Origin of the sequence: Arthrobacter sp. yr096, from assembly GCF_900108925.1 — a bacterium.
Taxonomy (GTDB): domain Bacteria; phylum Actinomycetota; class Actinomycetes; order Actinomycetales; family Micrococcaceae; genus Arthrobacter.
The window spans coordinates 138,533-153,812 of record NZ_FNYI01000002.1 but is presented as its reverse complement, the minus strand read 5'-3'; the positions used below and the strand labels follow the sequence as shown (position 1 = coordinate 153,812).

Annotated in this window: 10 protein-coding genes; 1 reads left to right on the top strand and 9 read right to left on the bottom strand. The window is 64.1% G+C overall.

The features are described 5' to 3' along the window. Positions 1 to 15: 15 nt before the first annotated feature. From BMY91_RS05510 to BMY91_RS05500, 3 genes are read right to left on the bottom strand one after another with little or no spacing between them, the layout of a single operon-like run. A complete protein-coding gene (locus BMY91_RS05510; protein WP_090819586.1) occupies positions 16 to 1,581 on the bottom strand; it encodes an FAD-dependent oxidoreductase in 1,566 nt (521 codons plus the stop codon). Next, a complete protein-coding gene (locus BMY91_RS05505; RefSeq protein WP_090819583.1) occupies positions 1,578 to 3,779 on the bottom strand; it encodes a molybdopterin oxidoreductase family protein in 2,202 nt (733 codons plus the stop codon). Before BMY91_RS05505 ends, BMY91_RS05510 begins: the two co-directional genes overlap by 4 nt. After that, complete coding sequence (locus BMY91_RS05500; RefSeq protein ID WP_090819580.1) at positions 3,780 to 5,192, bottom strand: MFS transporter; 1,413 nt, start codon at positions 5,190 to 5,192, stop codon at positions 3,780 to 3,782. 294 nt (positions 5,193 to 5,486) lie between these two features. Between BMY91_RS05500 and BMY91_RS05495 the strand changes: the two genes are divergently transcribed. After that, positions 5,487 to 6,896: an MFS transporter gene (locus BMY91_RS05495; protein ID WP_090819577.1), complete on the top strand. Its 1,410-nt coding sequence runs from the start codon at positions 5,487 to 5,489 to the stop codon at positions 6,894 to 6,896. 69 nt (positions 6,897 to 6,965) lie between these two features. On the opposite strand, the gene BMY91_RS05490 is transcribed toward BMY91_RS05495, so the two are convergent. The 6 genes from BMY91_RS05490 to BMY91_RS05465 all read right to left on the bottom strand — a co-directional run bounded on the left by BMY91_RS05490 (position 6,966) and on the right by BMY91_RS05465 (position 15,082). Continuing rightward, on the bottom strand, positions 6,966 to 8,777 hold the full coding sequence (locus BMY91_RS05490) for an acetyl/propionyl/methylcrotonyl-CoA carboxylase subunit alpha (RefSeq protein WP_090819574.1): 1,812 nt from the start codon (positions 8,775 to 8,777) through the stop codon (positions 6,966 to 6,968). Between the two features lie 118 nt (positions 8,778 to 8,895). Then, complete coding sequence (locus BMY91_RS05485; RefSeq protein ID WP_090819571.1) at positions 8,896 to 9,570, bottom strand: Maf family protein; 675 nt, start codon at positions 9,568 to 9,570, stop codon at positions 8,896 to 8,898. A gap of 118 nt (positions 9,571 to 9,688) precedes the next feature. Beyond that, positions 9,689 to 12,214 (bottom strand): MMPL family transporter, encoded by a 2,526-nt coding sequence (locus tag BMY91_RS05480; RefSeq protein ID WP_090819569.1) that lies wholly within the window; start codon positions 12,212 to 12,214, stop codon positions 9,689 to 9,691. Between the two features lies 1 nt (position 12,215). Next, positions 12,216 to 12,941 (bottom strand): TetR family transcriptional regulator, encoded by a 726-nt coding sequence (locus BMY91_RS05475; RefSeq protein WP_090819566.1) that lies wholly within the window; start codon positions 12,939 to 12,941, stop codon positions 12,216 to 12,218. A gap of 141 nt (positions 12,942 to 13,082) precedes the next feature. Then, entirely contained in the window at positions 13,083 to 13,556 is a 474-nt protein-coding gene (locus BMY91_RS05470; RefSeq protein ID WP_090819564.1) for a YbjQ family protein, read from the bottom strand. A gap of 92 nt (positions 13,557 to 13,648) precedes the next feature. Continuing rightward, positions 13,649 to 15,082: a dicarboxylate/amino acid:cation symporter gene (locus BMY91_RS05465; protein ID WP_090819561.1), complete on the bottom strand. Its 1,434-nt coding sequence runs from the start codon at positions 15,080 to 15,082 to the stop codon at positions 13,649 to 13,651. Between the last annotated feature and the right edge of the window lie 198 nt (positions 15,083 to 15,280).

Below are 15,280 nucleotides of genomic sequence, written 5' to 3'. Positions count from 1 at the left end.
GTGGCTCACCTGGCCTCAGGCGGCAGCCGCTTGGAAATGTTTTTCGATGATCCCCTTGATGTCCTCATGGCACCCTCCGCAGCCAGTGCCAGCCCGGGTGGCCTTGGAGACCTCGCCGACGGTGTTGCAGCCTTCCACGACGGAATCTTCAATGCTCGCCGCACTCACCCCGGCGCATCGGCACACGGTCCGCTGAGGATCGTTGCTGGTGGCACCGCCGGCGTCCAGTTGATCGGGCCCATCGAGCCGGAGCAGCAACGAACGGTCCGCAGGCAGCTCGGAGGAGCGTTCGAAGAGCACAACCAGCTCAGCAGCCGTGCGGGGCATGCCCACAGCCACGAGGCCCTCAAGGACTCCGCCGCGCGTGGTCATCTTGACGTAACGGCCGTGCTCGGGATCGGCCCATTGGGAGATCTGCCGGCGGGGCCGCCCGGAAACGGCGCCGGCTTCCAGCAGCTCTTCATCCCAAGGATCGGCTTGGTTGTCGCCCGCTACGGCCAGGTTGATGCCCCGTGCCTTAAGAACCACCACACCGGGTTTTTCGATCGGCAACGCTTCCAAGGTATCTGCAGCGGCCTGGCCATTCCGAGCCAGGACCACGAGGTACTCGGCCAGCCATTCGGCCTGCCGCCAGCCCGGACCGACCAGACCGGAAGGACCGCCGGCATTCCGGCAGTCAACGCACGCAGCGTCAGGGCAGCGCACTTCAGCACAGTCGCCGATCGCGAACATGTGGGGCTCGTGATAGGTCCGGAGGTGGTGGTCCACCAGGATGCCGGTCGCGACAGGCAGGCCACAGCCCTCCGCCAATTCGATCCTGGGCCGCACGCCACAGGACAACACCAGGAGGTCGCCGTCGATTGCAGAGCCGTCATCCAGCAGCAAGGCGGAGAAACTGCCGCCAGGTCCGGCCGTCTCCACGCCGGTGGAACGGGCGTTGCCGGCCATCCGGACGCCACCCGCGCGCAAGCTGTTGGTGAGGACGGAGCCGCTGCCACGGTCGATGCTGCGGCCCAGCGGAAAGGGCCCATTGTGAACTACGGTGGTCTGCGCGCCTTCTTCCGAGGCGGCCAGTGCCGTTTCCAATCCCAAAACGCCGCCACCCAACACCACCACGCGCTTGCCGTCAGCGACGGCGGAACGGAGCACGGCGGCATCCTTGAGATCGCGCAGTGCCGTCACGCCAGGCGGAAGGACGGGCCCGGAAGGATCAGGGTTGAGCCCGGTGAGGTTGGGAATCACGGGTCGGGATCCGGTGGCGAACACCAGACGGTCATAGTGTTCGGTGCTGCCGTCCGATAGGACGACGTTCTGGCGGGCACGGTCGATCCTCTTGACCTTGACGCCCAACCGCAGCTGCACGCCGTCGGACTCCAACTCGGAAGCGTCAGCCATCGCCAAAGCCTCGGCGGTGGTGCGGCCGACGGCCAATTCAGCCACCATCACGCGGTTATAGGCAGCTTCGGCCTCCTGGCCGACCACCAGCAACTGCACCAGCCCGGTGCGGACAGCGGGGAGCAATTCGTCCACGAGGCGGGCAGCGACCGGCCCGAATCCAACAACAACAATTCGCTCGCTCATGAAGCCTCCTTGACGTGCACTGGCATCCCGAACCGTTCGGGAACGGAAGGCGCGCCCTGTGTCGCAGCGGCCTTCCGGACCCACACCCGGCTGGTCTTGAACTCCGGCATGCCGGAAATGGGATCTGTAGCCGCTTCCGTGAGACGGTTGGCGTTTTCCTGGCCAGGGAAGTGGAACGGCAGGAAGACCGTGTCAGGGCGGACCGTGGTGCTGAGCTCCGCACGGCACAGGACCTCGCCGCGCTCGTTGGTGACCATGGCGTAGTCGCCGTCGGAAATGCCGCGCGAAGCCGCAGTTCCGGGGTGGATGAGGAGACGGGCCTGCGGCTGGGACGCCAGCAGTTCGCTCACCCGTCGGGTCTGAGCGCCGGATTGGTAATGCTCCAGCAGCCGGCCAGTGGCCAGGGCCAGGGAGTCGTCGGCGAAGGAACGTACGGCCCGTTTGGACGGAGTGACTGGAACCATCACGGCGCGGCCGTCAGCGTGGGCGAAGCCGTCGGAAAAGAGCCGGGGCGTACCGGTGCTGCCCACAGGGTAGGGCCAGTAAGCAGCTTCGCCCCGGTCCAGCATGGCGTAATCGATGCCTGAGTAATCGGCCAGGCCGCCGGCAGAGGCCAGGCGGAGCTCCTCGAACACGGTCTCGGGGTCATCACTGAACGTAGAAGGAGCCCCTAACATCTCTGCCAAGCGGGCCATGAGCCACAACTCGCTGCGGACCCCCGGGGGTGGCGTCAGCGCGCGCCGGCGACGGATCACGCGGCCCTCAAGGTTGGTCAGCGTCCCCTCTTCCTCGGCCCACTGGGTGACCGGCAGAACCAGGTCGGCTTCGGCGGCGGTCTCGGACATGAAGAAGTCGCAAACTACCAGGAAGTCCAGGCTGCGGAGACCCTGGATGACCGCGTTGGTGTCCGGCGCCGACACCACCACATTGGCGCCGTGGACGAAAAGGCAACGGACGCCGTCGGGCTGTCCCAGGGACTTGAGAAGTTCGACGGCGGGGAGGCCGGGTCCGGGGATCAGCGACTCGTCGATTCCCCATACTCCAGCGACGTGGGCGCGGGCGGCGGGGTCGGTGATCTTGCGGTAGCCGGGGAGCTGGTCGGCTTTCTGGCCGTGCTCGCGCCCGCCTTGGCCGTTGCCTTGGCCAGTGAGCGTGCCGTAGCCGCTGCGGGCCGAGCCGGGCAGGCCCAGGAGGAGGCTGAGGTTGATCGCCGCAGTGGCAGTGTCCGTGCCGTCCACGTGCTGCTCCACCCCACGGCCGCTGAGGATGTAGCTGCCGCCTGCGCGGGCGCCTTCGGCCAGGCGTCGGGCTGTCTCGCGGATGAGGGTGGCCGGAACGCCGGTGATGGACTGGACGCGCTCCGGCCAGAACGACGACAGGCTGCGGACCACAGCGGCGTATCCGGACGTGTTCTTCTCGATGTACGAGGCGTCGGAGAGTCCTTCGTGGACCACCACGTGGCTGATCCCCAAAAGAAGCGCCAAATCGGTGCCGGGCGTGGGCTGCAAGTGGAGGCCACCGCCGTCGGACGTGAACGCAGCAGTAGCCGAGCGGCGGGGGTCCACCACGATCAGCCCGCCGGCGTCGCGGGCGCCCTGCAGGTGCTGGACGAACGGCGGCATGGTCTCGGCAACGTTGGAGCCGAGCATGAGGATCACGGACGCGGTGTCCAGGTCCGTGACGGGGAAGGGGAGGCCGCGGTCCACGCCGAAGGCGCGGTTGCCGGCTGCTGCCGCGGATGACATGCAGAAGCGGCCGTTGTAGTCGATCCGCGAAGTGCGAAGGGCCAGCCGGGCGAACTTCCCCAGCAGGTACGCCTTCTCATTGGTGAGGCCACCGCCGCCAAACACTCCCACGGCGTCATCCCCGTACTGCTGCTGCGTGTCCTTGACCGCGGCCGTGATAAGCATGAGCGCCTGGTCCCAGGAGATGGGCTGGTGGACGCCGTCGGATCCTTTGAGCATTGGCTCGGTGACCCTGCCGTTATGACGCAACAACGACGCCGATGTCCAGCCCTTGCGGCACAGCCCGCCCCGGTTGGTGGGGAACTCGCGCCCGGAAACTTCCAGGGGCACGGCGGGTGCTGCCTCAGTTGCCGGCGCTGCCGCTGTCCCTTGAATTGCAGGGGAAGCAGGGGTCAGTGTCATGGCGCACTGGAGCGCGCAGTAAGGGCAGTGGGTATCGGCGCCGTTGGGCATCTAGATGTGTCCGATCGTGTTGCGCTGCCGGGCTGGGCGGATGTAAAAGATCCAGCAGACGGTGAGCATCAGGACATAGGCTCCCACGAAGCCGTAGAAAGCCGGGGTGTAGGAGCCGCTGGCCGTGTTGGAGGCGTTGAGTACCTGCGGGATGACGAATCCGCCGTAGGCGCCGATCGCGGAGATCAGGCCCAGTGAGGAGGAGGCGAGCCTTGCCGTGGTGGCGCTGGGCGCCCCGGAGCGGGCTGCCCGGCTGGACGTTGCGAAGATGACCGGGATCATCCGGTACGTGGCACCGTTTCCGAAGCCACTGGCCAGGAAGAGCAGCAGGAACAAGGTAAGGAAGAGCCAGAAGTTCTTCAGCGGCAGGGTCCAGATCATGGTCAGCGTGATAACCGCCATGGAGGCGAACGAGGCAATGGTCATGCGTGCCCCGCCCATGCGGTCGGCCATGCGTCCACCGTAGGGACGGGCCAGGGATCCAACCAGCGGGCCAAGGAAGGCCAGGGACAACGCCACAGCACCGACGTGGATGGAGGAGAAGTCCGGGAAGTAGTCCTTGATCAGCTTGGGGAAGACACCCGCGAAGCCGATGAACGAACCGAACGTTCCAATGTAGAGGAACGCCATGATCCAGAGGTGCGGTTCTTTGAGGGCGGCCAGGGAGCCAGCCACATCGCCCTTGGCGCTGGTGAGGTTGTTCATGTACTTGTAGGCACCGAAGGCCGCAATGATGATCAGCGGAATCCAGATGATGCCCGCCATCGGAAGGTTGACGGTGCCGGCAGCCAGGAGGGTGATGGCAATGGGAACAACAAGCTGGGCGACGGCGGCACCCAGGTTTCCGCCCGCGGCGTTCAGGCCCAGCGCCCACCCCTTTTCCCTGGCAGGGTAGAAGAAGGTGATGTTGGCCATCGAGCTGGCGAAGTTGCCGCCGCCAAAGCCGGCCAGTGCGGCCATGAGGAGCATGACACCGAACGGCGTCTCCGGATTGGAGACACAGAGGGCCAGGCCGGTGGTGGGGATCAGCAGCAGAAGGGCCGAGACGATGGTCCAGTTCCGGCCACCGAACTTGGGAACCATGAAGGTGTAGGGGATACGGAGCGTTGCGCCCACGAGACTTGGGATGGAGATGAGCCAGAAGATCTGGTTGGTATCGAACTTGAAGCCTGCGGCGGGGAGCTGGACCACCACGATGGACCATAGCTGCCACACGACGAAGCCCAGGAATTCGGCGAAGATCGACCAGTAAAGATTGCGTTTGGCGATGGACCGGCCTTCGGCTTCCCACTGGCCCTTGTCTTCGGCATCCCAGTTGGCAATCCAGCGGCCGGGGCGGTGCTCAAGGGCGGGGGCGGCGGTGGCAGTGGACTGGACGGGGGCCAGTTCATCTGCAGTGCGGTCAACAGTCACGGAGTGCCTCCTTGGTGGGGGACGTTGTTATTCCAAGGTAGGTTTCACGCATTTCGTGGACGGGCGCGGTTTGTAAACGGCCTGTGACATTTCCCTATCGGAGGGGTCACCGGCGCGTGAGGCCTTGGTGAGGTAATGTGGCCCGGACCACAGGGTGAGATTTTCCTGTACGTCCGCATGTTGGACTTGGTTGTCCAGTCAATGGACAGCCGGAACTATTATTGAACTCTCGAATAATCCTTCGCCGGGTAGGCTCCTGGGGCATCGGCCGGCGTGAACGAAAGCTGCAAACACATGTCTTCCACCGCACCATCCAAGGAAGGCGAGTCCACCAAGCCGGTGAACTCGCGGGGCAAGGTGATCTTCGCGAGCCTGATCGGCACGACGATCGAGTTCTACGACTTCTACGCCTATGCCACCGCGTCGGTACTCGTCTTCCCGAAGCTTTTCTTCCCCGACGCCACTGACATCAATGCTCTCCTCAGTGCGTTCGCCATCTTTGGTGTTGCCTTCTTCGCGCGTCCCATCGGCGCCGTGGTCTTTGGCCACTTCGGTGACAAGATCGGCCGCAAGGGCACCCTGGTTGCTTCGCTGCTGACCATGGGTATTGCGACGTTCCTCATTGGACTCCTGCCCACGGCCTCCATGGCAGGATGGGCCATCCTTGCCCCGATCATGTTGGTGATCCTGCGATTCTTCCAAGGCCTCGCCTTGGGCGGAGAATGGTCCGGTGCAGCCCTGCTGGCCACGGAGAACGCCCCGGAAGGCAAGCGCGCCATTTATGGAACTTTCCCGCAGTTGGGTGCTCCCATCGGCTTCATCATCGCCAACGTGATCTTTATCTGGATGAACGTGGCCCTCAGTGCCGAGGAATTCCTGGCCTGGGGCTGGCGCGTTCCGTTCATCCTCAGCGCCGTACTGGTCATCGTGGGACTGTACGTACGCCTGAAGCTGGTGGAGAGCGCATCCTTCACCAAGGTCATCGAGCAGGAAAAGGTCCAGAAAGTTCCCCTCGCGGCAACCCTCAAGAGCCACTGGCGCCCTGTTGTGGCAGGTACCTTCATCATGTTTGCCACCTACGTGCTCTTCTACATCATGACCACGTTCACCCTGTCCTACGGCACCAAGCCCACCCTGGCCGGTGCGCAGGCAGCTGCTGAAAAGGCCGGCAAGCCCATGACGGCAGACCAAATCGCGGCGTTCGTCCCCGGTTTGGGCATCACACGGTCCGACTTCCTCTGGATGCTGATCATCGGCGTCGTCTTCTTCGGTATCTTCACCGTGGTCTCCGGGCCGCTGGCTGAGAAGTGGGGCCGCCGGAAGTTCCTGCTGGGCGTCACTGCCGGCATCTTCGTCTTCGGTGCGCTCTGGTTCACCATGTTCGGTCCAGGCCAGGCAGCGGCGATGGTGGGCCTCATTGTGGGCTTCACGCTTATGGGCCTGACCTTCGGTCCCATGGCCGCCATCCTGCCGGAGCTGTTCCCTGCGAACGTCCGGTACACAGGGTCTGCCGTGGCCTACAACCTGTCGTCGATGATCGGAGCGGCACCGGCCTCCTTCGTTGCCATCGCCCTGTGGTCGGCGGCGAACGGCAGCACCTGGCTGGTGGGCGCCTACATGGCCGCCGCCGCTGTGGTGACGTTTATCGCTCTCTGGTTGACTCGCGAAACCAAGGACATGGACTACGAAAACAACGTCGCCTAAGTAGCTCAAGTACGACGTCGGCCCCGCACCAAACGGTGCGGGGCCGACGTCGTTAAGAGGTTCTTTGCGTTAGTCCTCGATGGTGGCGATGACCGCGCCGGCGGCAACGGTCTCACCAGCAGCGGCAACCAGGCCACGCACGGTGCCGGCCTTGTGGGCGGTGAGGGGCTGCTCCATCTTCATGGCCTCGAGCACCACGATCAGGTCGCCTTCAGCCACAACATCACCTTCAGCGGCTGCCACCTTGACGATGGTTCCCTGCATGGGGGAGGTCAACGCATTGCCGCCAGCTGCAGCAGCCGTGGCGCCGGCCGAGTGGGAGCGCTTCTTGGACTTGCCGGACTTGGCGCCGGAACCGCTGGAAACAGCAGCGACACTGCCGCCCAGGCCTGACGGCAGGACGACTTCAAGGCGCTTGCCGCCAACCTCGACGACGACGCGCTGGCGCTCACCGGCGTCGGGCGTTTCAGCGGTGCCTGCCGCCGACCACGCCGGAATGCTGTTGACGAACTCGGTCTCGATCCAGCGCGTGTGAACCTTGAACGGTCCTTCGGCCGGTGCGAAATCGGGGTCGGTAACCACTGCGAGGTCGAACGGGATGACGGTGGGAATGCCTTCAACCACCATCTCTTCCAGGGCTCGGCGTGAACGCTGGAGTGCCTGCTCACGGGTAGCGCCGGTCACGATCAGCTTGGAGAGCATGGAGTCGAAGTTGCCGCTGATGACGTCGCCCTGCTCCACGCCGGAGTCGATCCGGATGCCGGGCCCCGTCGGGTTCTTCAGGGTGCTGATGGTGCCCGGAGCAGGCATGAAGTTGCGGCCCGGATCTTCACCCGTGATGCGGAACTCGAAAGAGTGGCCGCGGACCTCGGGGTCGTCGTAGCCCAGTGCTTCGCCGCGGGCGATGCGGAACTGCTCGCGGACCAGGTCGATGCCTGTGACTTCCTCGGAAACGCAGTGCTCAACCTGGAGGCGGGTGTTGACCTCAAGGAAGGAGATGGTGCCGTCCTGGCCCACCAGGAACTCACACGTGCCGGCGCCAAGGTAATTGGCTTCCTTCAGGATGGCCTTGGAGGACTCGTAGAGGCGCTTTACCTGCTCCTCACTCAGGTAAGGAGCCGGGGCTTCCTCCACGAGTTTCTGGTTGCGGCGCTGCAGCGAGCAGTCGCGGGTGGAGACGACCACCACGTTGCCGAAGGAGTCGGCAAGGCACTGGGTCTCGACGTGGCGGGGAGCGTCGAGGAAGCGCTCGATGAAGCACTCGCCGCGGCCGAAGGCTGCTACGGCTTCGCGAACTGCCGATTCGTACAACTCAGGGATTTCGTCCATGGTGCGGGCCACCTTGATGCCGCGTCCGCCGCCGCCGAAGGCAGCCTTGATGGCGACAGGAAGCCCGAATTCCTCGGCAAACTTCAGGATCTCGTCCGCGTTCTGGACCGGGTCAGCCGTGCCCGGAACCAGGGGAGCTCCTACCTTCTCGGCAATGTGGCGGGCCTGGACCTTGTCTCCCAAGGCGGAGATGGCCTCGGGTGAGGGGCCGATCCAGGTGATGCCGGCCTCAATGACCTTTGCAGCGAATTCGGCATTCTCGGCCAGGAAGCCATAACCGGGGTGGATCCCGTCAGCGCCGGACTGCTTGGCGACGTCGATGATCTTGTCCATCACGAGGTACGACTCAGCGGCGGTGTTGCCACCCAGCGCGTAGGCTTCATCGGCAAGGCGGACATGGAGTGCGTCACGGTCGGGGTCTGCATAGACCGCTACGGAGGCAATGCCTTCGTCCCGGGCGGCTCGGATGATGCGGACCGCGATTTCGCCGCGGTTGGCAATCAAGACCTTGGTAAGAGGGCTGGAAATGGGCTGCGCCGGGTTAGCTGACAAGTTGTTGACTCCTTCTGTCCTTCAGGGAGCCTAGCGTGATTGTGAGGGTTCCGCCCATATTGATGGGGGATTCCGTGTGTGAGGCGATGTTCCTTTGTAGGGTTGCTACAAAAGGCTTCTAGTCCTCGTCCGCGTCCCACAGCTCGGTGATACCCACGTTCGCGTGGACCAGCAGGTCCCTGAGAGTGGAGATGGAAAGCCCGACGACGGCGTGCGGGTCGCCGTCGACCTTGCGGATGAAGGCCCCACCCAAGCCGTCGATGGTGAAGGAGCCCGCGCAGTGCAAGGGTTCTCCGGTGGCGATGTAGGCGTCGATTTCCCGTGAGCTCATCTGGGAGAAATGGACTTCGGCGGAGGAAACGGCTCCGACGGTGGCGCCGGTGCCCTCCGGGGTCTGGGCGTCCTCTGCTGCGTCCTCGTCTGCGTCAGCGGCGGTGTCCCGGCAGTCCACCAACCAGTGTCCTGTGTGGAGCACTCCCTGCGATCCGCTCATGCGCAGCATCCGCTCCCGGGCGACCTCTGCAGTGTAGGGCTTGCCATGGGACTCACCGTCGAACTCGAAGACGGAATCGCAACCGATCACCAGCGCGCCGTCGGACTCGGGGAGCGCGGCAACTGCTTCGGCTTTGGCCCGGGCCAGCAGCAGGGCGGTATCATGGGCATCGGTTACACCGTATTTGGCCTGCACTGCATCCTCGTCCACATCCGAGACCAGGACGTCATGGTGGATGCCCGCCTCGGTGAGGAGTTTGGTTCGGGCGGGGGACTGGGAGGCGAGGATCAATCGGGTCACGCCTCCCAGCCTAATACGACGCTCTCTCACCAATCGCCCCTTAAACGCCGACGCTCTCTCACTTGCGTGAGGCAAGTGAGAGAGCGTTGGTGCTTTTGGGCGATTTGGTGAGAGAGCGTCAGTGGACCAGTTCCTCGGTTCCGGCCTTCGAACGGTCGCTACGGTTCAGCTTTGCGCCTTCGACGTCCACATCCGGAAGGATGCGTTCCAGCCACTTGGGAAGCCACCAGGCCTTCTCGCCCAGCAGGTACATGACGGCGGGGACAATGGTCATGCGCACCACGAAGGCATCAATCAGGACGCCGAACGCCATCGCGAAGCCGAGCGGCCGGACCATGGTGAGGTGGCTGAAGATGAAGCCGGAGAACACGCTGACCATGATGATCGCGGCTGCGGTGACTACTGCTGCGGCGTGGCTGAACCCGGACCGGACGGCATGTTTGGCGGACTCACCGTGCATGAAGGACTCCCTCATGCCGGACGTAATGAACACCTGGTAGTCCATCGCGAGGCCGAACAGCACACCGATCAGGATGATGGGCAGGAAGCTCAGCACCGCGCCCGGGTTGGCGACATCGAAGACGCCGCCCAGCCAGCCCCACTGATACACGGCAACGACGGCGCCGAATGCTGCGGCCAGCGAGAGCAGGAAGCCACCAGTAGCCAACAGCGGCACCACGATCGAACGGAACACCAACAGCAACAGCAGCAGGGAGAGCCCCACCACGATCGCCAGATACGGCGGCAGTGCTGCGCCGAGCTTGTTGGAGACATCGATGTTGCCTGCGGTTTGGCCCGTCAGGCCGATGGTCACGCCCAGGTCGTCCTCGATTGTGGCGCCCTTGGCGCGGAGGTCTGCCACTACCTGCACAGTGCCGGCACTGGCGGGGCCTTCCTTCGGAATGACCTGGAAGACGGCCGTGCGGCGATCTTCGCTCAGGGCAATGGGCACTGCGGCGATGACGTTCTCTACGCTGCGGAGCTGATCCGCGACGTCGAACTGCTTGTTCTTGGCGTCATTCTCGCTGAGGCCTTCGGGGAATTCGCCGACGACGACGATCGGTCCGGTGACGCCTTCACCGAAGCTGCTGCGGGTGAGGTCGTAGGCCTTGAAGGCCTGCGAGTCGACAGGCTCGGATCCGCCGTCGGGCAGTGCCAACCGCAGCTGGGAAGCGGGCAGCGCAACGGCTCCGAGAAGGACCACGCTGAGGATCAAGGCAACCCAGGGGTGACGCGTGACCATGCCTCCCCAGCCCCCGCTGCTGCGCTTCTCTTCGAGTTCGCGATCGGCGGCTTCATGGCCAGGTTCGGCGTTGTGCTTGGCGGCCTTGGCCCAGGCGCGCTTGGAAATCAGCCTGCGGCCGATCAGCGCCAAGACAGCCGGCGTCAAGGTCAAAGCCACGACGACGGCCACTGCAACTGTCGCTGCGGCAGCAACACCCATGACCGCGAGGAACGGCAATCCCGGAACAACCAATGCTGCCAAAGCGATGATAACGGTGAGTCCCGCGAACAGCACGGCGTTGCCGGAGGTGCCGGTGGCCAGGGCTGCGGATTCTTCGGCGTCCATTCCGGCCAGGAGCTGTGTCCGGTGGCGGTTGACGATGAACAGCGAGTAGTCGATGCCCACGGCGAGGCCCAGCATCAGGGCAAGCATGGGGGAGATGGAACTCATGTCGATCACACTGGTGAGCGCGAACGTTCCGCCCACGCCCACGGCGACGCCGATGAGAGCCATGAGGAGCGGCAAGCCTGCCGCGATGAGCGTGCCAAGCATGAGGATCAGGACCAAGGCCGCAACAGCAACACCCACAATTTCTGCGATGCCGAAGATCTCCGAGACGTCCTCGGTGATTTCCTTACTGGCGTAGGCAGTGACGCCAGCGGAGGAGACTCCGTGGACGATCTCCTGGACTTCTTCGCGGACAGCGGGATCAACGGCGTTGATGGAGGTCTTGAACTGGACCTGCGCTACAGAGGCTTTGTTGTCACTGGAAACGAAACGGAGCCCCTGTGATGCTTCGAGCTGTCGCTTGCCAAGAGCCAGCGTGGCGGCGCCATCGGCGGCCTCCTTGGCTCCGGCGTCGAGCTTTTCCTTATTGGCAGCAAGTTCGGCGCGCTGCGGTGCCAGTTGGGCTTCAATCTGGGCGGGGGTGAGGCCTGAGGCGGCGAGCTGCTGTTCAACCCCGGTGAGTTGTGCCTCGCCCGCTTCCAGCTGCGCCCGGGAGGCGTCCAGCTGGGCCTTGCCTTCTGCGGCCTTCGCTTCGCCGGCCGCGATCTCGCCAGCGGACGTGTCCAGTTGCTCCTGCGTGGTGAACGGGTTCACCGTGCCCTGAACGTCAGGCATGGCTTCCAGTTTGGTGAGCGCGGCCGCAACCGCGTCCTTCTTGGCTTGATCGAAACCGGCATCTCCGGCGTCGAACACCACGCTTGCCGAGCCGCCTGAGGAATCAGGCAGGGCTTCCTTGAGTTTGTCCGCCATCCGTTGGGTTTCAGTTCCGGGAATGGTGAAGTTGTTGGACATGGTGCCGTGGAAAGCTGCGGCTGAACCGCCCACTGCCACCAGGACGGCCAGCCAGATGGAGATCACCAGCCAGCGGCGCCGATACGAGAATTTACCGAGCCTGTAGAGGAACGAAGCCATGTCAGAACCGATCTGTGGTGGTTGGAACGGAGGGTGAGGCTGTTGCCGCTGTGGGGGAAACGTCCGACGGCGGCGCGAAGCCGGTGCCGAGGAGGCCCATCGCATCGATGAGGTGCTGGCGAAGGACCGCGAGGGATTCCGCGGAGAGGTCGGGTCCGCGTTCGGCGAACCAGACGGTCATTGCCGCTTTGCCGCAGGAGATGACGGAGCCGGCCAACGCATGGAGGTAGAGCTCACTGATGCCTTCGCCCAACCTGCTGCGCGCAGCATCGATAATTTGCCCGGTGCAGTGTTCCCAGGCTTCCAGCTCGGAGCGGGCCAGTGAGCGGTTGTCCTGCGTGAGGCTGAACAGTTCCGCCATGGGCGCCACGGACATCGGATCTGCCAGGGCCATCAGGGCTGCCTGCGCGGATTCGAGGATGGACTCTTCGGCGGGGCGGAGGCGGAACTGTTCCAGTGCGTGATCCATGAAGCCGTCGGCTACGGAGGCCAGGGCGGCTTCAAGGCTGGGGAAATAGTTGAAGAAAGTCCGTCGGGAGACGCCCGCGGCTGCGGCGATGTCCTCGACCGTGAAGTTCCCGGATCCATTGCTGCGCAACAGGTCAAGGGCTGCGGACGCGATGGAACTGCGGGTGGCCGCCTTGTTGAGCTCGCGCCGGGACGGGGCGCTGGTCTCTGCAAGGGTAAGCGACTCCGCAGTGGCATCCTGGCTACTGGTTTGGGTCACATACTTACACTAAGTGCAAGTTTGCACTGTGCGCAATTTGAGCTGTTCTGGGTAGTAAAAATCCCGCCCTCGCTTGCTTCTCTCACCGCCTAGAGGGTGACGAAACGAACAAGAACGGGACTCGGATGGGTGTGCCTGGGCTCAGAACTGCTGCGGGGGCGCGGGCGGAGTGGGCTGCTGCGGTTGTGCCGGGGGAGCGGGGTGGGTTGGAGCAGGCTGCGCCGGCCGGGAGTTCTGCTCCGCGGCCGTCTTGGTCAAGTAAACGGATTGCCCTGTGGCGCCCGGTTCGCCCTCACCCAGCGGCAGGACGTACACCGCGGTTCCATAGGCGCAGACTTCGGTCCAGTTGGTGCCCATCTCTGAGGTGTCGAAACGCATGGCGACGATGGCGTTGGCGCCGCGCTGCTGCGCTTCGTTGACCATGCGCGCCATGACTTCCTGGCGGCTTTCGTAGAGTGCCTTGGTCATCTCGGGCAGCTCTCCGCCGCCGAGGGATCGGAAACCGGCCAGCATTTGCGAGCCAATATCACGGGAGCGGACAGTGAGTCCCATGACTTCGCCGAAGACGGCGTCAATGCGGTGGCCTGGGATTTCATTGGAGGTGACGATCAGCATGGTCTGAGCCTATCCAGCTTTAGTCACTTAAACAGGGAAATCCCCCGGGGAGAACTCCCCGGGGGATTTGCGCCGTGTCCAGAGGCCGAGGCTTAGGCCTTCGAATCAGCCAGTTCGCGCTCGTTGCTTTCTGCTGCTGCCTTGTCGGCTGCGTATTCGTCAGCGAACGCAGCACCGTTGCGGGGCGCGTTGTACAACGACTCGTCCAGGATGCCCTGGCGCTTCGCCACAATGGCGGGGACCAGTGCCTGGCCTGCCACGTTAACGGCCGTGCGGCCCATGTCCAGGATGGGGTCGATCGCCAGCAGGAGCCCGACGCCGGCAAGCGGAAGTCCCAGCGTGGACAGCGTCAGGGTGAGCATGACCACGGCACCGGTGGTGCCCGCCGTGGCTGCGGAACCGAGGACGGAGACCAGCACGATCAGCAGGTACTGGCTGAAGTCGAGGTTGATGCCGAAGAACTGGGCCACGAAGATCGCTGCGATGGCCGGGTAGATGGCTGCGCAGCCGTCCATCTTGGTGGTAGCGCCCAGCGGCACGGCGAAGGAAGCGTAGCCGGAGGGGACGCCCAGGTTCCGTTCAGTGACGCGCTGCGTGAGCGGCAGCGTGCCAATGGAGGAGCGGGAAACGAAGGCAAGCTGCACTGCCGGCCAAACACCGGAGAAGTACTGCTTGACGGACAGGCCGTGGACGCGGACCAGGATCGGGTAGAGGACGAAGAGCACCAAGGCCAGGCCGATGTAGATGGCAGCCGTGAACTTGCCCAGGGATCCGATGGTGTCCCAACCGTAGATCGCAACAGCGTTACCGATGAGGCCGATGGTGCCCAGCGGGGCGATGCGGATGATCCACCACAGGACCTTCTGGATGACTGCAAGCGCGGAAGCGTTGAACGTCAGGAAGGCTTCGGCCTGCTTGCCCACTTTGAGGGCCGCAACGCCGATGGCGATGGCGATCACCAGAATCTGCAGCACGTTGAAGTTGACGGCAGTGCTGACGGTGGTGGCAGCATTGGCGCTCTCAGTAACGGTGGAGCTGGCGCCAAGACCCAGGAAGTTCTTGGGGAACAGGCCGATCAGGAAGGCCCACCAGTCGCCGGTCTTACCGGCGTACTTCGCTTCCTCGGTGATGCCGGTTGCTGCGCCGGGCTGCAGGAGTACGCCCAGGCCGATACCGATCAGCACCGAGACCAGTGAGGTGATCGCGAACCAGAGCAGTGTGTTCCATGCCAATCGGGCGGCGTTGGAGACCTGACGCAGGTTCGCGATGGAGCTCACCACAGCGGTGAAAATCAAAGGAACGACGGCGGTCTGCAGCAACGAGACGTAGCTGGAACCAATGGTCTGGAGAGTAGCGCCGAGGCCGTTGGGGGCCGTCTTGGTGCTGCCCGTGTACTTGGCGATGAGGCCGAGGACCAGGCCGATGATGAGGGCTGCGATGATCTGGACGCCGAAGGAACCGGCCCACTTGGGGAGCCGGAAGCCGGTCTTGCCAGCTGCTGGGGAAGTGTTGGTTGAGGTGCTCACCGGAACACGTTAGGTGCATCGCAAATAACATAGCGAACGAACGTTGAGAAATGTTACGTCGCCCCCTGTGCTGTTCTCGATTGTGAGCCGCTAAATTGCGGGCCCGGCGCGGGTTTTTGTGAAGTTATTCCCGGAAACAGTGTGGCGATCATCTCGAGTGCGTTGCGAGCCTTTCCCCCGCTGGCGCACCCTTTCCCG

Coding starts and splice junctions, on each gene's coding strand:
- BMY91_RS05510 (WP_090819586.1), bottom strand. CDS start 1,581: ATGAGCGAGCGAATTGTTGTTGTTGGATTCGGGCCGGTCGCTGCCCGC.
- BMY91_RS05505 (WP_090819583.1), bottom strand. CDS start 3,779: ATGCCCAACGGCGCCGATACCCACTGCCCTTACTGCGCGCTCCAGTGC.
- BMY91_RS05495 (WP_090819577.1), top strand. CDS start 5,487: ATGTCTTCCACCGCACCATCCAAGGAAGGCGAGTCCACCAAGCCGGTG.
- BMY91_RS05480 (WP_090819569.1), bottom strand. CDS start 12,214: ATGGCTTCGTTCCTCTACAGGCTCGGTAAATTCTCGTATCGGCGCCGC.
- BMY91_RS05470 (WP_090819564.1), bottom strand. CDS start 13,556: ATGCTGATCGTCACCTCCAATGAAATCCCAGGCCACCGCATTGACGCC.